This window comes from Nocardiopsis sp. iso_25, assembly GCF_056173305.1.
Genome location: NZ_CM149667.1, coordinates 4,228,086 through 4,252,518, shown reverse-complemented (window position 1 = coordinate 4,252,518; position 24,433 = coordinate 4,228,086). Strand labels below are relative to the sequence as shown.

20 protein-coding genes are annotated in these 24,433 nt (G+C 72.9%); 7 read left to right on the top strand and 13 right to left on the bottom strand.

Annotated features, from left to right (window positions below):
• The first annotated feature begins 54 nt into the window (after window positions 1–54).
• Window positions 55–1,455 carry an FAD-dependent oxidoreductase gene (locus AC0VX6_RS18270; protein WP_475465379.1) on the top strand — a complete coding sequence of 467 codons (1,401 nt, stop codon included), beginning with the start codon at window positions 55–57 and terminating at the stop codon, window positions 1,453–1,455.
• 27 nt (window positions 1,456–1,482) lie between these two features.
• On the opposite strand, the gene AC0VX6_RS18265 is transcribed toward AC0VX6_RS18270, so the two are convergent.
• Together AC0VX6_RS18265 and AC0VX6_RS18260 are read right to left on the bottom strand one after the other, a co-directional pair.
• Entirely contained in the window at window positions 1,483–2,946 is a 1,464-nt protein-coding gene (locus AC0VX6_RS18265) for a neutral zinc metallopeptidase (RefSeq protein ID WP_475465377.1), read from the bottom strand.
• A 96-nt stretch (window positions 2,947–3,042) separates the two neighbouring features.
• Window positions 3,043–3,825 (bottom strand): TetR/AcrR family transcriptional regulator, encoded by a 783-nt coding sequence (locus AC0VX6_RS18260; protein WP_274973887.1) that lies wholly within the window; start codon window positions 3,823–3,825, stop codon window positions 3,043–3,045.
• Between the two features lie 149 nt (window positions 3,826–3,974).
• On the opposite strand from AC0VX6_RS18260, the gene AC0VX6_RS18255 reads away from it, so the two are divergent.
• Complete coding sequence (locus AC0VX6_RS18255; protein WP_274973886.1) at window positions 3,975–6,191, top strand: MMPL family transporter; 2,217 nt, start codon at window positions 3,975–3,977, stop codon at window positions 6,189–6,191.
• A gap of 110 nt (window positions 6,192–6,301) precedes the next feature.
• Here the strand turns inward: AC0VX6_RS18255 and AC0VX6_RS18250 are convergent, their stop codons facing one another.
• Both AC0VX6_RS18250 and AC0VX6_RS18245 read right to left on the bottom strand, forming a co-directional pair.
• Window positions 6,302–6,517, bottom strand: coding sequence for a hypothetical protein (locus AC0VX6_RS18250; protein WP_475465376.1), 216 nt, complete (start codon window positions 6,515–6,517; stop codon window positions 6,302–6,304).
• Complete coding sequence (locus AC0VX6_RS18245; protein WP_475465375.1) at window positions 6,517–7,389, bottom strand: hypothetical protein; 873 nt, start codon at window positions 7,387–7,389, stop codon at window positions 6,517–6,519. Before AC0VX6_RS18245 ends, AC0VX6_RS18250 begins: the two co-directional genes overlap by 1 nt.
• Window positions 7,390–7,517: 128 nt before the next feature.
• On the opposite strand from AC0VX6_RS18245, the gene AC0VX6_RS18240 reads away from it, so the two are divergent.
• Window positions 7,518–7,817 carry a YrhK family protein gene (locus tag AC0VX6_RS18240; protein ID WP_019608311.1) on the top strand — a complete coding sequence of 100 codons (300 nt, stop codon included), beginning with the start codon at window positions 7,518–7,520 and terminating at the stop codon, window positions 7,815–7,817.
• 88 nt (window positions 7,818–7,905) lie between these two features.
• Here AC0VX6_RS18240 and AC0VX6_RS18235 read toward each other — a convergent pair whose 3' ends face one another.
• Window positions 7,906–9,999 (bottom strand): 3-hydroxyacyl-CoA dehydrogenase NAD-binding domain-containing protein, encoded by a 2,094-nt coding sequence (locus tag AC0VX6_RS18235; RefSeq protein ID WP_274973883.1) that lies wholly within the window; start codon window positions 9,997–9,999, stop codon window positions 7,906–7,908.
• Window positions 9,996–11,195 (bottom strand): thiolase family protein, encoded by a 1,200-nt coding sequence (locus tag AC0VX6_RS18230; RefSeq protein WP_475465373.1) that lies wholly within the window; start codon window positions 11,193–11,195, stop codon window positions 9,996–9,998. Before AC0VX6_RS18230 ends, AC0VX6_RS18235 begins: the two co-directional genes overlap by 4 nt.
• A gap of 259 nt (window positions 11,196–11,454) precedes the next feature.
• On the opposite strand from AC0VX6_RS18230, the gene AC0VX6_RS18225 reads away from it, so the two are divergent.
• On the top strand, window positions 11,455–13,227 hold the full coding sequence (locus AC0VX6_RS18225; protein WP_475465372.1) for an ABC transporter ATP-binding protein: 1,773 nt from the start codon (window positions 11,455–11,457) through the stop codon (window positions 13,225–13,227).
• A 193-nt stretch (window positions 13,228–13,420) separates the two neighbouring features.
• On the opposite strand, the gene AC0VX6_RS18220 is transcribed toward AC0VX6_RS18225, so the two are convergent.
• From AC0VX6_RS18220 to AC0VX6_RS18210, 3 genes are all read right to left on the bottom strand, one after another.
• On the bottom strand, window positions 13,421–14,458 hold the full coding sequence (locus AC0VX6_RS18220) for a tetratricopeptide repeat protein (protein ID WP_475469392.1): 1,038 nt from the start codon (window positions 14,456–14,458) through the stop codon (window positions 13,421–13,423).
• Window positions 14,459–14,658: 200 nt separating this feature from the next.
• The gene (locus AC0VX6_RS18215; protein WP_274978177.1) at window positions 14,659–15,912 is read right to left on the bottom strand and encodes a ribonuclease D; all 1,254 of its coding nucleotides are present in this window, start codon (window positions 15,910–15,912) and stop codon (window positions 14,659–14,661) included.
• An 89-nt stretch (window positions 15,913–16,001) separates the two neighbouring features.
• Window positions 16,002–16,577 (bottom strand): DUF3000 domain-containing protein, encoded by a 576-nt coding sequence (locus AC0VX6_RS18210; RefSeq protein WP_047868339.1) that lies wholly within the window; start codon window positions 16,575–16,577, stop codon window positions 16,002–16,004.
• Window positions 16,578–16,884: 307 nt separating this feature from the next.
• On the opposite strand from AC0VX6_RS18210, the gene hemE reads away from it, so the two are divergent.
• Window positions 16,885–17,910, top strand: a complete 1,026-nt coding sequence (gene hemE / locus AC0VX6_RS18205; protein ID WP_268742687.1) for a uroporphyrinogen decarboxylase — start codon at window positions 16,885–16,887, stop codon at window positions 17,908–17,910.
• Between the two features lie 382 nt (window positions 17,911–18,292).
• Here the strand turns inward: hemE and AC0VX6_RS18200 are convergent, their stop codons facing one another.
• Complete coding sequence (locus AC0VX6_RS18200) at window positions 18,293–19,417, bottom strand: DUF4349 domain-containing protein (RefSeq protein WP_475465371.1); 1,125 nt, start codon at window positions 19,415–19,417, stop codon at window positions 18,293–18,295.
• Window positions 19,418–19,611: 194 nt separating this feature from the next.
• Here AC0VX6_RS18200 and hemG point away from each other — a divergent pair, with 194 nt between their 5' ends.
• The gene (hemG, locus tag AC0VX6_RS18195; RefSeq protein ID WP_274973879.1) at window positions 19,612–21,078 is read left to right on the top strand and encodes a protoporphyrinogen oxidase; all 1,467 of its coding nucleotides are present in this window, start codon (window positions 19,612–19,614) and stop codon (window positions 21,076–21,078) included.
• On the top strand, window positions 21,075–21,785 hold the full coding sequence (gene hemQ, locus AC0VX6_RS18190; RefSeq protein ID WP_274973878.1) for a hydrogen peroxide-dependent heme synthase: 711 nt from the start codon (window positions 21,075–21,077) through the stop codon (window positions 21,783–21,785). Before hemG ends, hemQ begins: the two co-directional genes overlap by 4 nt.
• A 312-nt stretch (window positions 21,786–22,097) precedes the next feature.
• Here the strand turns inward: hemQ and AC0VX6_RS18185 are convergent, their stop codons facing one another.
• From AC0VX6_RS18185 to msrB, 3 genes are all read right to left on the bottom strand, one after another.
• Window positions 22,098–22,901, bottom strand: coding sequence for a CDP-alcohol phosphatidyltransferase family protein (locus tag AC0VX6_RS18185; RefSeq protein WP_248771119.1), 804 nt, complete (start codon window positions 22,899–22,901; stop codon window positions 22,098–22,100).
• On the bottom strand, window positions 22,888–23,556 hold the full coding sequence (locus AC0VX6_RS18180; RefSeq protein ID WP_274973877.1) for a phosphatidylserine decarboxylase: 669 nt from the start codon (window positions 23,554–23,556) through the stop codon (window positions 22,888–22,890). The genes AC0VX6_RS18185 and AC0VX6_RS18180 overlap by 14 nt, the downstream gene beginning before the upstream one ends.
• Window positions 23,557–23,817: 261 nt before the next feature.
• Window positions 23,818–24,261 (bottom strand): peptide-methionine (R)-S-oxide reductase MsrB, encoded by a 444-nt coding sequence (gene msrB, locus AC0VX6_RS18175; protein WP_248771118.1) that lies wholly within the window; start codon window positions 24,259–24,261, stop codon window positions 23,818–23,820.
• Window positions 24,262–24,433 lie beyond the last annotated feature (172 nt).

Genomic DNA, 24,433 nt, shown 5'->3' with positions numbered 1-24,433 from the left:
GCGCACGCGTCCCAGGCAGCCCGGGGGACGCCCCCGGGCTGCCAGAATGGGCACATGAGCTCCTCCGAACCTGAGCAGCACAGCACCGCCGCACCGCTCCGGGTGGCCGTGATCGGCTCCGGCCCGGCGGGCGTCTACGCTGCCGACGCCCTGACGCGGCAGCGGCGCGTGCCCGTGCGGGTCGACGTCATGGACCGCCTGCCCACGCCCTACGGGCTGGTGCGCTACGGGGTGGCCCCCGACCACACCAAGATCAAGGGTGTGGCCCGGGCGCTGCGCCGGGTTCTGGAACACCCCGACGTGCGCTTCGTCGGCGGGGTCGAGTTCGGCACCGACCTCACCCGCGCCGACCTGGCCCGCACCCACCACGCCGTCGTCTACGCCACCGGCGCCAGCGTCGACCGCCGCATGGACGTGCCGGGGGAGGACCTGCCCGGCAGCGTCGCCGCCACCGACTTCGTCAACTGGTACTGCGGGCACCCCGACACCGCCCTGGAGCGGTTCGTGCTCGACGCCGAGGAGGTCGTCGTTGTCGGGGCGGGCAACGTCGCCCTGGACGTGGTGCGCATCCTCGCCAAGACCGCCGACGAGCTCCGCCACACCGACATCCCCCAGCCGGTCCTGGACGTGCTCGCCGCCAGCCGTGTGCGCACCGTCCACCTGCTGTCGCGGCGCGGCCCCCTCCAGGCCAAGTTCACCGCGCCCGAGCTGCGCGACCTGCTCGCGCTGCCCGGCGCCGACGTCGTCGTGTGCCCCGAACAGGTCGACATCGACCCCACCGCCGTGGGCGCCGGCGCCCCCGAGCTGCGCGACGTCGCCCGGGCCGCCCGCACCAACCTGCGGCTCCTGGCCGAGCACGCCTCCCGCGGGTCACGCGGGCGCGGGCGCACCGTGCGGCTGCACTTCTGGGCCCGGCCCGTGGAGGTCCTCGGCCGGGAGGAGGGCCGCGTGAGCGGTGTGCGGGTGGAGGAGACCCGCCTGGACGCCGACGGACGTCTGACCGGGACCGGCCGGACCACCGACCTGCCCGCCGGGATGGTGCTGCGCTCGGTGGGGTACGCGGGCGTCGCGCTGCCCGGGGTGCCCTTCGACGCGAAAGGGCGCACCGTGCCCCAGGAGGGCGGGCGCGTCCTGGACGCCGACGGCGGCGCGGTCCCCGGCGACTACGTGGCCGGTTGGATCAAACGGGGCGCCACCGGGGTGATCGGCACCAACAAGTCCGACGCCGCCGCGACCGTGCGCGCCCTGCTGGAGGACGCGGGGGCGCTGCGCGGGGCGGCCCCGGAACTGGTCCCGCTGGAGACCGTGCTGGACGAGCGCGGGGTGGCCCACAGCGACTACGAGGACTGGCTGCGCATCGACACCGCCGAGGCCGACCAGGCCGTGGAGCTGGACCGGGGCGAACGGGTCAAGCTCCACGGCTGGGAGGCCTACCGCAGGGTCGTCGGCGGCTGACCCCCGCCCCGCGCCCGCGGGGCAGGCTCAGGCGACCTGGTCGGTGGCGGCGCCGTAGGTGTTGCAGCCCTCCACGGTCTCCTGCGACCAGCCCCGCTCCAGCCAGAGCGCCCGGTTGCCGGCGGTGCCGTGCGTGTCGAGGTCGCCGCCGCCGTTGAAGTGCTCGTTGGCCGTGCGCAGGGCCCCCTCGTCGGCGCCGGTGATCCCGCGCAGGCCAACCCCGGCCATGCACTCGGCCTGGAGCTCGGTGCGGCGCAGCGCCTCCAGCTCGGCCTGCTCGTTCTCGGCCTTCCAGGTCATGCCGTGCGCGACGCCCAGGATGCCGGTGGCGTACTGCACGTGGTGGCCGTACTCGTGTCCCATCAGGGCGAGCCAGACCTCCTCGCGCTCGCTCGGGGGGAGCAGGGCGCCCAGGTGGCGCACGTTGGGCAGCACGACGGTGATGCGGCTCAGGTCGCTCTCGTAGTAGGCGAGCGTGTACCCGTCCTCCGGGCTGGCGTCCGGGGGGTCGGGCGAGGTCCGGGTGACGGCGAACTCGGGCAGCTCCACGGACAGGCCCAGGTCCTCGAACACCGGCGCCCACAGCGTGTTCAGGCAGTTCCCGGAGACGGCCGCGAACTCCTCCCAGGACTCGTCGGAGTCCATGTCCAACTCGGGGACGTCGCAGTCGACCGGCTCGGGCATGGCGACGTCGTAGAGGGGGTGGCCGACGACGTCGACCTCCACCTGGTTGGGCCGCGCCCTGAGGCGGTCGTCGTAGTGGGAGGACAGGTCGACGCCGGTGGGCTGGGGCTCCTCCTGGGGGGTGGTGGCGACGATGAGGATGCTCGCGCCCAGCGCCACGAGGGCGATCACGGCCGCGCTCGCCGAACCGAGCAGGACGCTCGCACCGCCGCGGCGCGAGGGCCGCTCCGGCGGCTGCGGCCAGGACGGCGCGGTCGGCTGCCAGGCGGTCCCCGGGTGGGCGGCGGGGTGTCCGCCGGGGGGGAGGGCGAAGGGGTGGGGGTGCGTGTGGGCGCCCGGTGCCCGCCAGGGGTGCGGCGCGGGGGCGGGGCCCGTAGCGGGCGGGCCGTACCCGGCGCCCGGGTGGACGGGGTGGCCGTAGAGGGCGGCGGGGAGGACGGGGCGGTACGGCGCACCGGCCTGTGCCAGCCCCGGGGAGGGGGGAACGGGGCGGTACGGCAGGGCGCCCGTGCCTGCACCCGAGCCCGGTCCGGGGGAGGGGGAAGCGGCGTGCTGGACGGGGTTGCCCGTCCACTCCGGGTGCGGGACCACCGGGCCGGAGGCGTCCTCGGCCGGTCCGGGGCGCGGGGGAGCGGGCGTGCGGGCGGCTCCGTCCCGCCCCTGCTCCGCCTCGCCGGGTTCCCGTCCGTCCGCTCCGCGTCCGGCGTCCTCCTCGGTGCCGGGGCCACCGTCGGCGCCTCCGGTACCGAACCGCTCGGGTCTGGGGGTCTCGCCTCCGGGCCGCTCACCGCCGGATGGGTTCTCCACGGGGTTCAGTCCTCGCTATCGTGCCGCAGCGTGCCGGGGTGTCGTCTCCGCCTGGGGGGCGAATCCGGCAAGAGTCGCAGAACTCCAGTATGAGGCTTAACCGGACGTACCCACGGACGTGGGGGTGCCGCTCTCCGGCGGCCGGTAACGAACCCCCAGGCCCGTCAGCATGTTCTGGAGCTCGGACTCGAAGAGCGGTTCCATGTCGCGCATCACGAAGTCGAGGTGCTCGAACACCTCCATGCACACCACCCCGTACAGGCGTACCCAGCACGTGCTGAGCACCATGACCGCCTCCACCGGGATGTGCGGGGCCGAGAAGCCGCAGGTGTCGGCGAAGGAGCGCAGCTCGCGGGCCAGCTCCGGGGTGATGCGGTCCCCGTCGGGCAGCGCGAACCGCTCCTCCAGCAGCAAGCGGTCGAAGAGGGCGTAGAAGGTGGCGCCGAAGCGCCGACTGGTGTCCATCGCGAGTGCGATGTCCTCCTTGGGGATCAGGCGTACGCGCGGACCGAACATCGTGGCGAACTCGGCCCGGTGCCCGACCGCCCAGGCCCGGAAGGCACGCAGCGAGGTGAGGATACGCAGGTCGGTGTCCTCGGCGGGCACGCTCGCGTCGGCCGCGGCCACCGCGTCGCCCAGCTCCTGGAACATGTCCGCGGTGATCAGCACCAGCAGCGAGTCGATCCCCGAGACGTAGCGGTACAGCCCCGGTGCGGTCATGCCCATCTCCCGCGCGATGGCGCGCAGGGACACCCCCGCGGCCCCCTGCTCGACCAGATGGCGGCGGGCGATCCCCTTGATCTCCGCCATTGTGGCCTCGCGCACACGCTCGCGGCGGCTCGGCCTCCCGACCCCCCGGTCCAGCTGCGGTTTCGTCATCTGCTGCGCTACACCCCGTCTCGGGCGCCCGGTCGGGGCACCGTGGTCCTCGTCGACGACGTTGACATCGTAACGCCCGCACGCTTTAGTGAACGCCGTTAGCAAACACCGTTAACGGACATGAATCATGTTTCCTGAAAGGGCGGCGCATGCCGACACACACGGGGCTTTTCGGCCGGCTGGGGCGGGGAGTCCACCGCTGGCGCTGGGTGGTCCTCGCCGCCACCGCGGTCTTCGCGCTCTTCTCCGGGATCTGGGGCGCGGGGGTCTTCTCCGACGTCAGCGAGAGCGGGTTCGAGGACCCCGGCTCGGAGTCCGCACGGGCCACGCGCGTGCTGGAGGAGGAGCTGGGCCACGACGGCGTCGACGTCGTCGCGGTCTACCGCAGCGACGAGATCCAGGTGGACAACCCCACCTTCGCCGCTGCGATCCAGCGTATCGCCGACGGCATGCCCGAGGACGTGGTCGCCGACTTCGACACCTACCTCGACGAGGATCTCGGCGAGACCGAGCGCGGCATGCTCGTGTCCGAGGACATGGACGCCACCTACATCCCCGTGACCCTCAACGGGGAGACCCACGCCGACCGCCTCCACCAGTACGAGGAGGTCGCCGACCACCTGTCCTCCAGCAACCTGGAGGTCCACCTGGGCGGCTCGGTGGCGATCGAGAGCGAACTGGCCGAGAAGGCCGAGAGCGACGTCGTGCGCGCCGAGCTCATCACCCTGCCGATCCTGCTGTTCCTCCTGGTCCTGATCTTCGGCGGCCTCGTCGCGGGCCTGGTCCCGCTCGCCGTCGGCGGCCTGGCCATCCTGGGCTCGCTGACCCTCCTGCGGGCCCTGACCTACGTCACCGACGTGTCGGTGTTCGCGATCAACGTCGCCACCATCCTGGGTCTGGGGCTGGCCATCGACTACGGCCTGTTCATGGTCAGCCGCTTCCGCGAGGAACTCGGGCGTGGCCGCGGCATCGCCGACGCGGTGAGCCGCACCGTGGACACCGCCGGGCGCACCGTGGCCTTCTCCGGCATCACCGTCGGCATCGCCTTCGCCGGCCTGCTCTTCTTCCCCCAGCCCATCCTCCAGTCGATCGGCTGGGGCGGTATCGCGGTCGTGGTGTTCGACCTGCTGGCCGCACTGGTCTTCCTGCCCGCGCTGATGTCCGTGGTCGGCCACCGGATCAACCGCCTGCGGCTGCCGCTGCCCCGCCGCACCGTCACCGGAGCCGTGCACGAGGGGGCCTGGTCGCGCCTGGCCCGCACCGTCATGCGCGGCCCCGCCGTCTCCCTGGTCGCGGTCGGCGGTGTCCTGCTGGTCTTCAGCTCCGGCCTGGCCTCCACCGAACTCGGCTCCACCGACCAGCGCTACCTGCCCGCCGACTCCGGGAGCCGCATCGCCACCGAGGCGCTCTCCGACGACTTCCCCGCGGGCGGCCTGGGCACGCTCCAGGTCGCGGTGGTCGGCGACGCCTCCGACGGGGCCCTGGAGGAGTACGCCGAGCGCCTGGCGGGCCTGGAGGAGGCCGTGTCCGCCACGGTGGAGCGCACCGGCGACGGGGTCGCCCACATCGTGGTCGCCTACGAGGGCGCGTCCGACTCCCCGGAGGTCGCCGACCTGGTGCGCGACGTGCGCGCCGAACCGGTTCCGGAGGGCGCGGAGGAGACCCTGGTCGGCGGCGTGGCCGCGATGCAGCAGGACAACGTGGCGGCGATCGTCGACGCCGCGCCCATGACCGTGGGCTTCGTCGCCACGGCCACCCTGCTCCTGCTCTTCCTCGCCTTCGGATCGATCGTCCTGCCGATCAAGGCGGTGCTCATGGGGGCGCTGTCCCTGGGCGCCTCCCTGGGCGTGGTGGTCTGGGGCTTCCAGGAGGGCGCCTTCTCCGGGCTGCTCGGGTTCGAGGTGGTGGGCACCATCGACCCCACCTACCTGGTGTTGATCATCGTCGTGGCCTTCGGCCTGGCGATGGACTACGAGCTGTTCCTGCTCAGCCGGGTGCGCGAGGAGTACCTGCGCACCGGCGACAACACGCGCTCGGTGGCGGCGGGGCTCCAGCACACCGGCCAGATCATCACCAGCGCCGCGATCCTGCTGATGGTGGTGCTCCTGGCCATGGGCACCTCGGACCTGCTCTTCCTGAAGATCATCGGCATCGGCCTGGCCATCGCGGTCCTGGTGGACGCCACCCTGGTGCGCGCGGTCATGGTGCCCGCCACGATGCGCCTGCTGGGCGGAGCCAACTGGTGGCTGCCCCGGCCGCTGCGCTGGCTGCACGACCGGATCGGGATCTCCGAGGGCGGCGACGAGGACGGGCCCGAACCCGCCGTGGAGCAGGACGGGCGCAGGAGGGTGCACGCGGGGGTGTGACCGACCGTCTCGCGATCCCGCCCGGGAGCTCCCGGGCGGGGTCTTTTCGCTGTCGGCGGTGCCGTGACGCGGCCGGGGTGCGTGTCGCGGGGCCCGTCACGGTCCTCGGGTCACTCGGCGAAGAGTTCGTCGATGTGGGTGATGGTGGCGGCTCGGTCGAGCCAGGTGTCGAGCTCCTCGTGGTCGCGGCATGCGCTGATGCGCTCGCGTGCTTCCTCGGGTACGTCGACACCGCGTGCGGAGAGGAAACGGAGGATGGCCTTGGCTTCTCCCTCGGCCTTGAGGCTCTCGGTCCAGTCGCTGCTGTACTCGTAGGCCTTGGCCATCACTTGTCGAAGAGTTGATCGATGTGGGTGATGGTGATGGTCCGGTCGAGCCAGGTGTCGAGTACTTCGTGGTCACGGCACTCGCTGATGCGTTCGCGTGCTTCTTCGGGTACATCAATGCCGCGTCGGGTGAGAATCCGGAGGATGTCCTCGGCCCGTCCTTCGGCCCGTCCTTCGGCCTTGAGGCTCTCGGTCCAGGCGCTGCTGTACTCGTACGTGTCCGTCATCATGAGTTCCTCCAGGGCGGCCTGGCCTTCGGTCTTCGCCAGCAGGTTCAACGTGAATCCAATGTACTTCGTCGCCTTTTCCCGGTCGATCGCATCGAGGCCGGTGTGCAGGGCTTTGAGCACGTCCATGTCCTGACCGCCGTGCGCGGCGGCGGACAGCACGCCCAGGGACGGGTGCCGCTCCACCTCCCCGGGATCGGTGATGACCGGGATCCCGGACGGCCCCACCGCCAGGGGACGCAGGACGAAACCGGGATGGCCGAGGTGGATCGGCTCGGCGTACCAGTCCGCCACGGACTGCTTCGGGCAGATGGTCAGCAGGACGACCGGGCACTCGTGCCGTGAGCGCAGCGAGGCCACGTACTCGGGCCAGGTGAAGCGCTTGCGCTCCTTCTCGTCGCGCTGGACCTCCACGACGATGCCCATCAGTTTGTCGAAGGGGTCCTTCGGGCCGGGGCCGCGCAGCATGATCGCGACGTCCGATCGGCGTTCGACGGGATCGACGTGGCCGAGGTCGCACGAGGTGACCTCGCTGCGGTCGTAGTCGGGTACGTCCACGCCGAGGCCGCGCAGGAAGCCGACGGCCGTGTCCGGTGCGTCGGCGAACAACTCGGAGTAGATCTGGTGTTCAGCGGATATTGCCACGAGGCAGACGTTACACAGGGTTACCAGCAAGTATGTACGAGTAGTCGTTATGTGGTGACTTTTCGTGTTCGCCCACTTCGGGCAGGGGAAGACGCGGTACCGAGACGACCCCGCGGGGAGGGCCGGACATGTCCGAGAAGCAGAGCAGACCGCTGGTCCTGCACGTGGGGCACGACGAACTCGTCGTCCGGCGCCGCTACGAGACCGCGAGCATCGTCAACGACATCCTCATCGCCCTGTGGTTCATCGCCGGAAGCATCATGTTCTTCTCCGAGGCCTGGACCACCGCGGGCACCTGGTGCTTCCTCGTCGGCAGCGTCGAGCTGCTGATCCGCCCGGTGATCCGGCTGGGCAGGCAGCTGCACATCCGGCGCGTGCGCTCCTCCAGCCCCAGCTCGACCGGGGAGGAGTCCTCCCAGGACTTCTGACCGGTCGAGCTGGACGGGCGGGGCCTCCCGGACACGCGACGGCGGGCCCGGCATCCGCTGCCGGGCCCGCCGCGGGGTTTCGCGAAGGCTAGAACGCCTTCGGGTCTCCCTCGTGGAACCGCTTGCCGTTCACGGCCTCCGACACCCCGACCTTGTCCAGGTAGGGGGTGATGCCGCCGGTGTGGAACGGCCAGCCCGCGCCGGTGATCAGGCACAGGTCGATGTCGGCGGCCTCGGCCACGACGCCCTCGTCCAGCATGATCCGGATCTCCCGGGCCAGCGCGCGCAGCGCCCGGTCCAGGATCTCGCTCTCCTCGGACGGCTTGTCGCCGCCCATGAGCAGCGCGCGGACCTCGGGGTCGATGCTGAAGTCGGGGGCGTAGATCGCCGTCTTGCCCGCCTTGACGATCTCGGCCAGCTCGGCGGAGACCGCGAAGCGCTCGGGGAAGGCCTCGTGCAGGGTCTCGGACACGTGCAGCGCGACCGCCGGGCCCACCAGCTGGAGCAGCAGCAGCGGCGACATCGGCAGGCCCAGGGGCGCCACCGCGCGGTCGGCCGTCTCGGGCTCGGTGCCCTCGCCGACGGCGCCCAGGACCTCGCCCATGAACAGGGTGAGCAGGCGGTTGACCACGAACGCCGGGGCGTCCTTGCACAGCACCGCGGTCTTCTTCAGCTTCTTGGCGGTGGCGAAGGCCGTGGCCAGGGAGGCCTCGTCGGTCGCCTCGCCGCGGACGATCTCCAGCAGCGGCAGGACCGCGACCGGGTTGAAGAAGTGGAAGCCCACGACCCGCTCGGGGTGGCGGAGCTTGGAGGCCATCTCGGTGATCGACAGCGAGGAGGTGTTGGTGGCCAGGATCGCCTCGGGGGAGACCACTGCCTCCACCTCGGCGAACACCTGCTGCTTGACCTCCATCTTCTCGAACACGGCCTCGATGACGAAGTCGGCGTCGGAGAAGGCGTCCTTGGTCAGCGAACCGCTCACCAGGGCCTTGAGGTGGTTGGCCTTGTCGTTGTTGACCCGGCCCTTGCTCAGGAGCTTGTCCACCTCGCCGTGCACGTAGGCCACGCCCTTGTCCAGGCGCTCCTGGTCCAGGTCGGTCATGACGACCGGAACGTCCAGGCGGCGGGCGAACAGCAGCGCCAGCTGCCCGGCCATCAGACCGGCGCCGACGACGCCGACCTTGGTGACCTTGCGGGCCAGCGACTTGTCCGGGGCTCCCGCGGGGCGCTTGGCGCGCTTCTGCACCAGGTCGAACGCGTACAGGCCCGCCCTGAGCTCGTCGCTCATGATCAGGTCGGCCAGCGCGTCGTCCTCGGCCGCGAAGCCCTCGTCGCGCGTACGGGTCTTCGCCTGTGCGACCAGCTCGACCGCGCGGGCCGGGGCCGGGGCGGCGCCGTGCAGCTTGCCCTCGACGGTGAACCGGGCCATGTTGACCGCGTTGTCCCAGGCCTCGCCCCTGTCGACCTCGGGGCGCTCGACCACGACGTCGCCCTTGAGGACCCCGGCGGCCCAGCGCAGCGACTCCTCGACGAAGTCGGCGGGCTCGAACATCGCGTCGGCGATGCCCATCTCGAAGGCCTGCGCGCCCTTGAGCACCTTGTTCTGGGCGAGCGGGTTGTCGATGATGACCTTGAGGGCCTTCTCGGCGCCGATCAGGTTCGGCAGCAGGTAGGTGCCGCCCCAGCCGGGCACCAGGCCCAGGAAGGTCTCCGGCAGCGACAGCGCCGGGACGCCCGAGGAGATGGTGCGGTAGGTGCAGTGCAGCGCCACCTCGACGCCGCCGCCCATCGCCGCGCCGTTGACCAGCGCGAAGGTGGGCACGTCCAGCTCGCCGAGCTTGCGGAACACGTCGTGGCCCAGCTTGCCGATGGCGTGCGCCTGCTCGCGGTTCTGCAGGGCGGGCACACCGGTCAGGTCCGCGCCCACGGCGAAGATGAACGGCTTGCCGGTGACGGCCACGGCGACGATGTCGGTGCGCGCCCCGGCCGCCTCGATCGCCGCGTCCAGGCTGAGCAGCCCGCCGGGGCCGAAGGTGTTGGGCTTGGTGTGGTCGTGTCCGTTGTCCAGCGTGATCAGGACCGCGGTGCCCGCGCCGTAGGGGAGTTCGATGTCGCGGGAGAGGGCGTTGGTGACGACCTCGTCGCTGAACAGCTCCCGTGCCTGGTCGATGACGGTGCTCACTTGCCCCCCTCGTAGTTGGTGTTCTCCCACAGGACGGTCCCGCCCATGCCCATGCCGACGCACATGGTGGTCAGGCCGTAGCGGACGTCGGGGCGCTCGGCGAACTGGCGCGCGAGCTGCATCATCAGGCGCACACCCGAGGAGGCCAGCGGGTGGCCGAGGGCGATCGCGCCGCCCCAGGGGTTGACGCGGGCGTCGTCGTCGGCGAGGCCGAAGTGCTCCAGGAAGGCCAGCACCTGCACGGCGAAGGCCTCGTTGATCTCGATCAGGCCGACGTCGTCCATCGAGATGCCCTGGCGGGCGAACAGCTTCTCGGTGGCCGGGACCGGGCCCACGCCCATGACCTCGGGCTCCACGCCGGCGAAGGAGAAGTCCACCAGGCGCATCCTGGCGCCCAGCCCCAGCTCCTCGGCCACGTCCTCGGCGGCCAGGATCGCGCCGGTGGCGCCGTCGTTGAGACCGGCGGCGTTGCCGGGCGTCACGTTGCCGTGCGCGCGGAACGGGGTCTTGAGGGAGGCCAGCGACTCCATCGTGGTACCGGGCCGGGGCGGCTCGTCCCGGGTGGCCAGGCCGTAGCCCTTCTCCAGGGAGCGGACCAGGACCTCGACCAGGTCGGGCTGGATCCGGCCGTCGGCGTAGGCCTTGGCGACCTTCTCCTGGCTGCGCACCGCGTAGGCGTCGGCCCGCTCCTTGGTGATGGAGGGGTAGCGGTCGTGCAGGTTCTCGGCGGTGTTGCCCATGACCAGCGCGGACGGGTCCACGAGCTTCTCGGAGAGGAAGCGCGGGTTGGGGTCCACGCCCTCGCCCATGGGGTGGCGGCCCATGTGCTCGACGCCGCCCGCGATGACCACGTCGTAGGCGCCGAAGGCGATGCCCGCGCCGGAGGTGGTGACGGCCGTGAGCGCACCGGCGCACATGCGGTCGATCGCGTAGCCGGGAACGCTGCGGGGCAGTCCGGCGAGGATCGCGGCGCTGCGCCCGATCGTCAGGCCCTGGTCGCCGATCTGGGTGGTGGCGGCGACGGCGACCTCGTCGACGCGCTCGGGGGGCAGTCCCGGGTTGCGGCGCATCAGTTCGCGGATCACGCGTACGACGAGGTCGTCGGCGCGCGTCTCGGCGTAGAGGCCCTTGCCTGACTTGCCGAACGGGGTGCGGACCCCGTCGACAAACACGACATCGCGGGCAGTTCGCGGCACGATGGCCCCTCCTTCTCCAGGGGTGGATGGACTCGTCGACCACCATGCTACTCGTCAGTAACAACTTCTGCGAGCAGTGGACCCCCCGACTTCGGTCAGGGGCGTAAGTCAGGGGCGATCCCCGACTTTCGGCGGTGGCACGGCGCGCCCGGCGCGCGGTTGGCTGACCGGACGTTCCATCGCCGAACACAGCGAACCACAGCGGACGGCGCGAAGGCGCCGTGCGACGACATCGGGGGCCCACGTGTCAGATCCGGGCGTGCGCGACGCCGACCGCGCCGCGAACACCGAGACCGCGCCCAAGGCGTCCCCGCGACGCCTGTGGGGGTACGCCCGCCCCCACTGGCGGGTGCTCGTCCTGGGCGGGGCGCTCACCTTCCTTGGCGGCCTCACCAGCCTGTCCCAGCCCCTCCTGGCCAAGTACGTCATCGACGCCCTCGGCGCGGGGGAACCCATCCTCGGGCCGGTCCTGGCCCTGACCGCCGTCATCCTCGCCGGCGCCCTCATCGGCGCCCTGGGCGCCTTCCTGCTGGAGCGCACCGGCCAGAGCGTCGTGCTCGGCGTGCGCCGGGGCCTGGTCGGCCGACTGGTCCGGCTGCGCGTGGCCGAGGTCGACCGCCTCAAGCCCGGCGACCTGGTGGCCCGCCTGACCGCGGACACCACCCTGCTGCGCACGGTCGCCACCAGCGGCATCACCAACCTGTTCACCGGCTCGGTACTGCTGGTGGGCGGCGTCGTGGTCATGGCCGTCCTCGACGGCCTCCTGTTCCTGCTGGCCGCCGCGATGATCGTCATGGTCGGCCTGGTCATGGGCGTGATCCTGCCCCGGATCGGCACCGCCACCCAGGCGGCCCAGGCCGCGCTCGGCGAGATGGGTTCACGTCTGGAGCGGATCTTCGGCGCGTTCCGCACCGTCAAGGCCTCCTCCGCGGAGGAGGCCGAGACCGCCCGCCTGGACGCCGCCGCGGTCGAGTCCTGGCGCAGGGGCGTGGCGGTGGCCGGGTGGACGGCCGTGTCGGGCACCACCGCCTCGCTGGCGGTCAACGTCGCCTTCCTGGCCATCCTCGCCGTCGGCGGGGGACGCGTGGCCGCCGGGGAGCTGCCCGTCTCCTCCCTGATCGCCTTCCTGCTCCTGCTCTTCTACCTCATGGAGCCGATCAGCACCCTGGTCAGCTCGGCCACCGAACTCCAGACCGGCCTGGCGGCCGTGCGGCGCGTGGACGAGGTCGCCGAACTGGCCCAGGAGGACCTCGGGGAGGGCGCCGCTCCCGAGGCGGGCCCCGGCCGCCCCGCCTCGGTCGTCTTCGAGGACGTGGCCTTCCGCTACCACCCCGACCTGGCTCCGGTGCACCACGGCGTGAGCTTCGAGGCCTCCGGGGCCGGTCTGACCGCCCTGGTCGGCCCCTCCGGAGCGGGCAAGACCACGGTGTTCTCCCTGGTGGAGCGGTTCTACGACACCACCTCCGGCCGGGTGCTCCTGGACGGGACCGACGTGCGCGCGTGGCCGCTGGCGGCGCTGCGCGCCCAGATCGGCTACGTGGAGCAGGACGCCCCGGTCCTGGACGGCACCCTGCGCGAGAACCTGCTCATGGCCGCCCCGGAGGCCACCGAGGAGGAGCTGGCCCGGACCGTGCTCCGCGCCCGACTGGGGGACCTGGTGGCCCGCCTGCCCGACGGGCTGGACAGCGCGATCGGCCACCGGGGCGTGACGGTCTCCGGAGGGGAGCGCCAGCGGGTGGCCATCGCCCGCGCCCTGCTGCGCGGCCCCCGGCTGCTGCTCATGGACGAGGCGACCTCCCAACTGGACGCCGCCAACGAGAGGGCCCTCAAGGAGGTCATGCTGGACGCGGCCCGCCACACCAACGTCATCGTCGTGGCGCACCGGCTGTCCACGGTCACCAGCGCCGACCGGATCGTGGTCATGGACGCCGGACGGGTGCGCGCCGTGGGCACCCACGAGGAGCTGGTGGCCGCCGACGACCTCTACCGCGACCTCGCCGCCGGGCAGCTGCTCACCGCCGAGGCCCCCTGAACACGCCGGGGGGCCGGGGTCGCACGACCCCGGCCCCCGCAGCGTTCATGAGGCCTCGCCGGATCAGGCGCTCCGCGCGCCGCCCCTACCGCCACCGCCCGCAGACCGCTTCGCGGGAGTGGGACACCCCGGCGGTCCCCGTCGGCGGGGTGTCCCCGCCGAAGGAAGGCCGCGCCCGCGAGGCCGCGCCCGCTCACAGCAGCGCGTTGGCCTCGCGGTACCGGCCCGCGGCGTTGTAGGCGCCCGCCAGGTCGCGGCGCAGCCGCAGCGTCAGCCGCCGCACCTCCGGGTCGCCGGAGGAGTTCAGCGCCACCCGGTAGGCGTCGCGCAGCACCTCCACCGCCTCGTCGGAGCGTCCCGCCTGCGTGTAGGCGCGGCCCAGGCGGTGGTGCACCGTCAGGGTGTCCAGGTGCCCCTTGCCCAGGCGGCGCCGCCGCCCGGCCAGCACCATCCGCAGCTGCCCGATCGCGTCCTCGTAGCGCCCGGACATGCTCTGCGCCGCGCTCAGCCCCAGCCGCAGCTCCTCACGGCGCTCGGTCGAGGCCACGTCCTCGATGGCCCGCTCGTAGTGCACCACGGCCGCGTCCAGGCGGCCGCTGCGCCGGTAGCAGACCGCCAGGCGCATGCGCGCCTCCACGGTGTCCTCGTCGGCCGAGCCGAACTGGCGCTCGCGCTCGCGCAGCAGCATCTCCCACTGCCCCGCGGCGTCCGCCGGACGGCCGGCGTCCTCGTAGGCCCAGGCCAGGTTCTCGCGGATGATCTCGGTGCGCGGGTGCTCCTCGCCGAAGACCGCCACCGCCTCGGCCAGGGTCAGCTCGAACTGCTGCACCGCGGCCTGACGGCGCCCCATCTGCGCGTACTTGGTCGCCAGGTTGTTGCGCGCGGTGATCGTGTCCGGGTGCTCGGTGCCCAGCCGCTCCACCAGCGAACGCAGCGTCCGCTCCAGGGACGCGGCCCGCATCCCGGCGGTGGGGGCGGGGGCCTGGACCACCCTGGAGGCCGTCCGCGCCGCCTCCTCGCGCGCCCCGGTCAGGGCCAGCGGCTCGGTGGGCGCACCGCTCGCCGGCGCGGGGCCCGGCACGGAGACCCCGGTCGGGCGCTCGGTCGGCCGCTCCGTCGGCTTCTCCACGGGTTGCTCCGCACGCGCGGGCACGGTGGTATCGGCGGACCGGGTCCTGGTCGCGCCCTTGAGTCCGGTCTCGCGCAGCAACGCACGCCAGAACGACAGCACAATCACCACATTCCCCTGATCGCGCACCGCGGCCCCAGGCCTGCGGCGTAACACCCGTTGGACAACCCGTACCCCGAAATCGCCAGGGCACGTTTCTATAACTTAATCGGACACCGGGCTACGGAACAGGCACCAAACGCCCTGAGGGCACGGTGAGTTCGCTCACTCCTGGGTTGATCGTGTCAGAACGGGGTAAAGCGCTACGCCTGATCGGCTGTCCGCAACGCTGTGGCCAGGGGTTCCGCGGTCAGGGTGACCTGCCACTCACGGGCTCCGCGCTCACGCAGGAACGCGCCCACCGCGTCGGGGTCGACCGCCCTCGGCGGCGCCCACGCCAGACGGCGCACCGTGTCCGGCAGCAGCAGGTTCTCGGTCGGCATGACGACGTCCTCGGCGATACCCGTGACCGTGGCCCGGGCCGCCTCCAGCCGCCGCGCCGCCTCCGGCGCCCGGTCGCCCCACCGGTTCACCGGCGGCGGGCCGTCGCCCGGCGCGTTGGGCCGGGGCAGCTCCGCCTGCGGCATGTCGCGCGCCCGGTTGACCGCCTTGATCCACGTGGTCAGGTAGCGCCGCGCCAGCTTGATGCCGAACTGCCGGATCTTGGCCAGCTCGGTGGTGGTGCGCGGCATGGCGGTGGCCGCCTCCACGATCGCCGCGTCCGGCAGCACCCGGCCGGGCGAGATGTCCCGCTCCTGGGCGATGCGGTCGCGCTCGTACCAGAGCTCGCGCACTGCGGCCAGGGCGCGCTGGTTGCGCACCCGGTGGATGCCCGAGGTGCGCCGCCAGGGATCGGCGCGCGGTTCCTTGGGCGGCGCGGACAGGACCGCGGCGAACTCCTCGCGCGCCCACTCCAGCTTGCCGGTCTCCTCCAGCTCGACCTCCAGGGAGTCCCGCAGGTCGATGAGGATCTCCACGTCCAGCGCCGCGTAGCGCAGCCAGTCCTCCGGCAGCGGGCGCTGGGACCAGTCCACGGCCGAGTGCTCCTTGGCCAGCCGCAGGTGGAGCAGCCGCTCCACCATGAACCCCAGGCCGACCCGCTGGTAGCCCAGCAGCCGCCCGGCCAGTTCGGTGTCGAACAGGCTCCGGGGGCGCAGGTTGACCTCGGTCAGGCAGGGCAGGTCCTGGTGCGCGGCGTGCAGCACCACCTCGGCCCCGCCCACGGCGTCGTTGAGCGTGCTCAGGTCCGGGCAGGCGATGGGGTCGATCAGCGCCGACCCCGCTCCCTCGCGGCGCAGCTGGACCAGGTAGGCGCGCTGCCCGTACCGGTAGCCGGAGGCGCGTTCGGCGTCCACCGCGACGGGGCCGCTCCCGGCGGAGAGCGCGGCGACCACACCGGCCAGCGCGTCGGCGTCGGAGGTGACCTCGGGCAGGCCCTCGCGGGGTTCCCGGAGAAGGGGGGCCCTCTCGGCGTCGTCGTCGTTGCCTGGTTCGCGGGGTTCTGTCTTGGAGTTCAACGCGTTCGCCACACCACTACGGTATGCGCTGTCGCCACCGGACGCGGATTCGGACCGGCCGCGGGCCCCGGGGACACAGGGGCCGGCGGTCAGGGCCGGGAGCGCTTTCCGGTGATGTCGGTGACGTCCAGCGGCGGCAGCCCCGCGGCCGAGGCCAGCAGCGCCGTCCACGCCTGGACGTGCCCGGACAGGTCGTCGGACTCCGGAGTCCAGGAGGCGCGCATCTCCACCTCGGTGGTGGCGCCCTGGTCCGCCTTGGTGCCGAAGCCCTCGGTGGTGGCACGGGTGACCGTGCCGCTCAGCGTGTGGTGCGTGGCGCCGCACGCGTCCAGGGCGTCGGTCAGCCAGCTCCAGGCGACCGGTCCGAGCAGGGGGTCGGTCGCGATCTCCGACTCCAGTTCGGAGTTGGCCTGGCAGACCACCCGGAAGGGCCCCGGCCAGTCGCGGGTGCCCTCGGGGTCGTACAGGACGATGAGTCTGCCCCAGGCGACCTCCTCCCCGTGGACGGTCACCTCGGCCGAGACCGCGGCGGAGTGGGGGGCCAACCGCTGGGGGGCGGGGATCTCCCGGACGGTGATCTCGGGTCGCAGGAGGGGTGAGCGCAGGGCCTCGACCGCTCGCCGGAACGTCTCGTGTGCGTCCTCGGCGCTACCGACATCGGGCATGGTGGGAACGTCAGCCTTCATTCTGGGGTGATCGATCACGTCTGGGCGGGGGCGTGTGGACGTGCTCCGCCTCCCCGCCGGAGGCGGAACGGTGGGCACGTCAAAGACCGTGGCATGAGTCACGGGCCGCGAGTCGGAGTTCGCCCGGCGTGTCGGCGTTTTGTGATGATCTTGGGACCGGCCGGTCGCCGACGGTGCCGGTTCGCGCCCTCCCCGGCCCCCGCCGCCGGTGCGCGCACGGGCGCGTACGGGTTCGGCGATCCGAGTGGGAGCACCGGGCGGGGCATGGCACGATCGAGGGGTGACCCTGCAAGATTCTCCTTTCCTCCGCGCCTGCCGGCGCCTTCCCGTGTCCCACACCCCGGTGTGGTTCATGCGCCAGGCGGGGCGCTCCCTGCCCGAGTACCGACGGGTCCGCGCCGACGTGCCGATGCTTGAGGCCTGCGCGCGCCCCGACATGATCACCGAGATCACGATGCAGCCGGTGCGCCGCTACGACGTCGACGCCGCGATCTTCTTCAGCGACATCGTCGTGCCGCTCAAGGCCATCGGAATCGACCTCGACATCAAGCCCGGGGTCGGCCCCGTGGTCGCCGACCCGATCCGCGACGCGACCGGCGTCAAGCGGCTGCGCGAGCTCGAACCCGGCGACGTGCCCTACATCACCGAGGCCGTGGGCCAGCTGGTCGGCGAGCTGGGCGACAAGCCCCTCATCGGCTTCGCGGGCGCCCCGTTCACCCTGGCCTCGTACCTCATCGAGGGCGGCCCCTCCAAGAACCACGAGCACACCAAGGCGCTCATGTACGGCGAGCCCGAGCTGTGGGACGAGCTGATGCGCCGCCTGGCCACGATCGCCCTGGGCTTCCTGCGCACCCAGATCGAGGCGGGCGCCAGCGCCGTCCAGCTCTTCGACTCCTGGGTGGGCGCCCTGAGCGCGGAGGACTACCGCGCCTCGGTGCTGCCCTACACCTCGTGGATCTTCGGCCAGCTCGCCCAGCACGAGGTGCCGCGCATCCACTTCGGCGTGGGCACCGGCGAACTGCTCAGCCTGCTCAGCGAGGCCGGGGCCGACGTCGTGGGCGTGGACTGGCGCGTGCCGCTGGACAAGGCGGTCCAGCGCGTCCAGCCCGGCACCGCCCTCCAGGGCAACCTCGACCCGGCCACCCTGTTCGCGCCCTGGGAGGTCGTCGCCGAGCGCACCCGCGACATCCTGTCCCGGGGCCGCGCCGCCGACGGCCACGTCTTCAACCTGGGCCACGGCGTGCTGCCCAGCACCGACCCGGACATGCTCCAGCGGCTCACCGAGTTCGTGCACGAGGAGACCGCCGTCTAAGCAGTGTTCTCTTGGGACCTTCGCTTCGCTTCGGCCCGCCCGTCGCCCGCCACCGCTCGCTGGGGAGCTGCGCGGCGGGCGGGCTACCGCCCTCAACGGACGCGAAGCGCAGCACTTTCGCTGTTCGGGTGCCCTTCGGTGCGGGAATCGGGTTGAAGCGAGCACAGCGGTGTCTCCGGTGAGACGGCTCGTGCCCACACCGTCGCCCGCCACCACCCTCAACCGACGCCTACGGCGCAGTCCTCCTCGCGGTCTCACCTGCGACACCTCCAGAACCCCGTGGGCACCCGAACCGGCCCCTCCAGAGGCTGAGGCCGATTCGAAGACGGACCCTGTCCCCGCCCGGCCCCGACGCGCGGGGCCGGGCTCCGTCGGCGCGGGTTCACTCCCCGGCCCCGGGCGGCCTCCCGCCGGACTCGGAGGACGCGCCGGGGTCCTGCCCCCTCGCGCTGTCGTCGGCGGCGTCGCCGGAGGCCGGGCGGCCGGGCGCGGCGCCCACCGGAGCGGCGCCCTCCGCGGAGCCGGTCCCGGGCCCGCCCGCGGAGGAGGCGCCCTTCGCGCCCTTCGCGTCCTTCGCGTCCTTCGCGCCCTTGGCGGACGCGCGCCGACGCGAGCGGTACCACCACAGCGGCCACGCGCCCAGCACGGCGGCCACCGCCAGGAACGGCAGCAGCCAGCCCGCGACCACGGCCACGCCCCGGCCGAAGGTCACCAGGGCGCGCCAGCCGCGCTCCAGACCGCCGAGGAACCCGATGGAGTCCTCCGAGGGCTCCTCCAGGTAGGTCTCCGGCGGCTGCAGGGTCAGGTTCACCGTCGAGTACGCCGTCTGGTTGCGCAGTGCCTCCAGCCGCGCCTGGAAGGCCTCCAGCTCCGCCTGGCGGTCCTGGATCTCGCCCTCCACCCGCAGCAGCTCGTCGACGTTCTCGGCCTCCTCCAGGTAGCCGCGCAGCGTCTCCAGGGCGGTCTCGGAGGACTCGATGCGGCTCTCGACGTCGGCCACCTCCTCGGTGACGTCCTGCACCGACCGCTCCAGGTTGGAGCGGTCGCCCAACCGCGACAGCTCCTCCAGGGCGCCCTCGTAGTCCTCACCCGGGATGCGTAGCGTCAGCGACCCCTCGGGGGAGCCGCCCTGGGGGGTGGACACCCGCTCCGAGGCGACGTAGCCGCCCGCGTCGAGGGTCAGCTCCTTGGCGAGCCCTACCGCCTCGGACACGTCCTCGACCCGTACCGCCAGGTCGGCGGTGTGGACCAGCTCCCGGTCGCCGATCTCCACCTCGGAGCCGACGGACGAGCCGCCGCCCTCCTCGGCGGCCCCCTGCTGGCCCGCCCCCTCCTCGGGCAGGGCCCGGTCACCGGACTCGGGGGCCACGGCCGCGGACTCGTTGACGGCCCCGGCGCCGCCGTCGGACATGGGGGAGGCGCAGGACGTGGCCAACAGGGCCGCCAGGCCCACGGAGAGCGCGGTCCCGGCGACACGCCGGGCCGGGGGGAGGGCTGAGGTAACCATGCCCGCTTCGACGTACTCCGCCGCGCGCCCGTTGCGGCCCCGCGGTAACGACCGCGCAACGGCGGCGTGCGGCGGCGGGGCCGCCCCGGAACCCGGAGCGCCGCGCGCGGACCCGCCGCGGCGCGACGCGAATCACGGGGTGTCGCGGGGGAAGGCGGATCACGGTGACCCAGGTCATCTGGGAAGCTGGGGGTATGCCTGAAGCACCGCACGTCGTCGTGGTCGGGGGCGGGGTCTCCGGACTAACCGCCGCGCACCGCCTCCGTGGTCTGGGCGCCGCCGTCACCGTGGTGGAGGCCTCCGACGCCCCCGGGGGCAAGCTGCGCGCCTCACCGGTGGCGGGGGTGTCCGTGGACGCGGGCGCCGAGGCGGTGCTCGCCCGCCGACCCGAGGCGCTGGACCTGTTCTCCGAGCTGGGCCTGGACGAGCGGGTGGTGCACCCCGGGCCCGGCGCCGCCGCCGTCTACAGCCGCGGACGGGTGCGCCCCCTGCCCAAGGGGCAGCTCATGGGCGTGCCCGGCGACCTGCGCGCGCTCGCCCGCAGCGGGGTGCTCTCCCGGGCCGGGACCCTGCGCGCCGGACTCGACCTCGTGCTCCCGCGCACACCGGTGCGCGGCGACGTGTCCGTCGCCGACTACGTCGGGGCCCGCATGGGCCCGGAGGTCGTCGACCGCCTCGTCGAGCCCCTCCTGGGCGGCGTGTACGCGGGCCGCGCCGACCGGCTCTCCCTGGAGTCCACGCTGCCGCAGATCGCGCCCATGGCCCGCCGCGACCGCTCCCTGATGCACGCCGTGCGCACCAGCCTGCGCGGCCGGGGGGCGGCGCCCACCAAGACCGGGCCGGTGTTCGCCTCCCTGCGCGGCGGCGTGGCCGGACTCGTCGGCGCGCTCGCCGAGCGCCACGCCGACAGCCTGCGCGTGGGCTCGCGGGTGCGCGCCCTGGAGCGCCTGCCCGAGGGCTGGCGGGTGCGCCTGGACAGCAACGAACGCATCGCCTGCGACGGCGTCCTGCTCGCCTGCCCCGCCCCCGAGGCGGCCCGCCTGCTCGCCGAGCACGCCCCCGGCGCCTCCCGCGACCTCGGCGGCGTCGAGTACGCCACCATGGCCCTGGTGACCATGGCCCTGCCAGCGTCCGCCTTCCCCGAGCCGCTCACCGGCACGGGCTTCCTCGTCCCGGCGGGGGAGGGGCTGACCGTCAAGGCCGCCACCTTCTCCAGCAACAAGTGGCCCTGGATCGCCGAGGAGCTGGCCGCGGCCAACCCCGGCGACGACCTGGTGGTGCTGCGCTGCTCCATCGGGCGCTTCGGCGAGGAGCGGGTCCTGGAGCGCTCCGACGAGGAGCTGGCCGCGGCCGCCGTGCGCGACCTGGCCACGGTCACCGGCATGACCGGGGCGCCGGTGCAGACCCGGGTCACCCGGTGGATCGACGGCCTGCCCCAGTACGCCGTCGGCCACGCCTCCCTCGTCGAGCGCGTGCGCGCCGACGTCGCCCGCAACCCCGGCCTGGGGGTGTGCGGCGCGGTCTACGGCGGCGTGGGCATCCCCGCCTGCGTCGCCGACGCCCGCCGACAGGCCGACCTCCTGGCGGGCGCCCTCACGACCAACAGTCCCACCAGCGGCGACGAGGCCGCCGGAACGAACCAGCAAGGAGTCAACCCGTGACGGGCCAGCACAACGAAGCCGTCGAGCAGGACGGCAGCGACCTCAACTCCCTCATCCGCTACACCATGTGGTCGGTCTTCAAGGTCGAGGCCCTGGACGGGATCGACCGCGCCGCCGCGGCCGACGAACTGGCCGCGCTCCTGGACAAGGCCGCCGAGCAGGGTGTGACCACCCGCGGCAGCTACGACGTCCAGGGCTTCCGCGCCGACGCCGACATCATGTTCTGGTGGGTGGCCGACTCCCCCGAGCAGGTCCAGGGCATCTACACGGCCTTCCGCCGCACGCGGATCGGCCGGGTGAGCACCCCGGTGTGGTCGGTCGTGGGCCTGCACCGCCCCGCCGAGTTCAACCGCGGCCACGTGCCCGCCTTCCTGGCGGGGGAGGAGCCGCGCGAGCACCTGTGCGTGTACCCGTTCGTGCGCTCCTACGAGTGGTACCTGCTGCCCGACGACGAGCGCCGCGCGATGCTCGCCGAGCACGGCCGTATGGCCGCCCCCTACCCGGACGTGCGCGCCAACACGGTGTCCTCGTTCGGGCTCAACGACTACGAGTGGCTGCTCGCCTTCGAGGCCGACGACCTGCACCGCATCGTGGACCTGATGCGCCACCTGCGCGGCGCCAAGGCCCGCCTGCACACCCGCGAGGAGGTGCCGTTCTACACCGGCCGCCGCAAGAGTGTCGCCGAGCTGGTCGAGTCCCTGCCGTAGTCCTTCGGGCCTCCGCTCCGGTCAGTGTCCGGGCGCCCGGAGAACGGGAATGGGGTTGTAGCAGGCACGGTGGTGTCTCCGGCGGGTTCGCCCGTGCCCACCCGTCGCCCGCCACCACCCTCAACGGACGCCTACGGCGCAGTTCTCCCACGGGAACCCGCCTCCGGCCCCTCCAGAACCCCGTGGGCGCCCGGACCGACCCGCACAGGCTGAGGTCCGCCCAGAACAGTCGCTGGCGGGGCACGGCCACGGCGCGAACGGGGGCGCCCCGGGGAAGGAGATCCTTCCCCGGGGCGCCCCCGCGCGTGTGCGTCAGTCCTGCGCCGCGGCGGCCCGCCGCACGGCCAGGACGTAGAACGGGATGGTGACGATGAAGCCCAGCACGGCGGCGCTCATCAGGTAGATGAGCGTCTGTCCCGCGGGCAGGCCCATGCCCCACGCGGCCATGAGGGCGACCCCGACGGCCAGGACGCCCAGCACCGCGTGGGCCTTGCGCCCGCGCGGCTTGGGGTACTCCATCCGGCTCACCATCAGCCAGGAGATGAGCAGCACCGCCGTCACCCCCGCCATCAGCGGCGGGTCCAGCAGGACCACCGTCACCACGGCCATGGCGCCGAACGGGCACGGCAGCCCGGTGAAGTAGCTGGAGCCCGGGGCCTGGCAGGAGAACCGGGCCAGGCGCACGATGACCGCGAGCAGCACGGCGCCGCCCGCCGCGACCGGCAGCAGGTCCGGGCCCTCGGTCCGCATGCCCCACACGACGAAGAAGAACGCGGGCGCGAACCCGAAGCTGATCACGTCGGCCAGGTTGTCCAGCTCCGCGCCCATGCCGCTGCCGCCCAGCTTGCGGGCGACCCGGCCGTCGAGCACGTCCAGGGCGGCCGCGACCAGCATCAAGCCCACGACCGTGGCCATGGCCGTGCGCGGCAGCGGCCCGGCGATCCCGGCCGCCTCCTGCGCGGACTGGGCCACCACCAGCGCCCACACCGCCAGGAAGCCGCACAGGGCGTTGCCGAGCGTCAGGTAGTCGGCCACGCCCAGGCGCAGCCTGGGAGCCTCCTGCGGAACGGGGGAGGCGGCCCCGTCGGCCGCCAGTGCGTTCTCAGTCGGCGTCAAGACGGGTTTCTCCGGCACGGACCTTCTGGCCGACCTCCACCGCCGGGGCGATCCCGGCCGGAAGGTAGACGTCGACCCTGGACCCGAACCGGATGAGACCGATCCTCTCCCCTTGCTCGACCTTCTGCCCCGCAGCGAGATACGGGACGATACGCCTGACCATCGCGCCGGCGATTTGAACGACCGTGATCGCACCGATCTCGGTTTCAAGGGTCCAGATGACGCGCTCATTACGCTCGCTGTCCTTGTCGAATGCGGGGCGGAAGCCGCCGGGTCGGTGCTCGACGCCTGTCACCACGCCGGCGAGGGGGGCACGGTTGACGTGCACGTTGAGGGGGTTCATGAACACCGCGACCCTGGTCCGCCCGTCGGGCTGGGGGTCGAGGCTCTGCACGACGCCGTCCGCCGCGGACAGCACCCGGCCGGTCGCGGGGCCGCGCTCGGGGTCGCGGAAGAACCAGGTCATCCCCGCCGCGAGCGCGACCACCGGGACGGCGAGCGCCGTGCGGGCCCGCGAGCCCCGTGCGGCCAGGACGGCGGCTCCGGCGGCTCCCAGCGCGGGCAGCAGCCACGGGGCCGACCCCTGTGCCATGCCCAGGCGCGGGCGCGCCGCGGGGCGGTGGGAGACGGATGAGAATGGTGAGTCGTCGGTCATCGAGCGCTTTCGTCGCGGGTCTGTCGGTTCGCCCGCACATCGGTTGCCGCTGCGGGGGTCGGCCCGGGGCTCCCGGGCCGGCTGGCGGAGGGTTCGGATGTGACCGGCCCTGCGCGCCGCGCCCCGCGGGCCGGCGGGGGTCCGGCCGTTGGTGCGCTGGATGCGATTATTCATGATTCCGCCGAGAACGGGTCGCGGGTGCGCGCCGCCGTCCTCGGGCGGTCCCGGTCCCGCCGTCCGGCACCAGGATCGTACGGCAACCTACTCGGTCGGCTCCAGGGTGAGGGCGACGGAGTTGATGCAGTACCGGTCGTCGGTGGGGGTGGCGTACCCCTCGCCGTGGAAGACGTGGCCCAGGTGTGAGTCGCACGCGGCGCACCGCACCTCGGTGCGCACCATGCCCAGGGAGCGGTCCTCGTGCAGGACCACCGCGTCGGAGTCGGCCGGGTCGTAGAAGCTGGGCCATCCGCAGTGGGACTCGAACTTCTCGCCGGAACGGAACAGTTCGGCGCCGCAGCCGCGGCAGCGGTAGACCCCGGCGGTCTTGGTGTCCACGTACTCCCCGGTCCAGGGGCGTTCGGTGGCGGCCTGGCGCAGTACCGCGTACTCCTGGGAGTTGAGCCGTTCGCGCCATTCCTGGTCGGTCCGGGGGATGTCCTTGGGCCCGCTGCCGTTGTCCTGGGCCTGGTCCGCTGAGTCAGCCATGGGACGACGCTACCCCGAATCGGCTGCGGATGCCGCCTCAGCACCCTTCGTGCCGCAAACACTCACATATGACATTTGGGACAGGAAAACCGTCCCAAAAGGCCAGATCCTCCTAACTTCCGCCTATGCGACGTTCGGTAGCCAAAGGTAAGGGTACGGCTGTAGCCAGGGT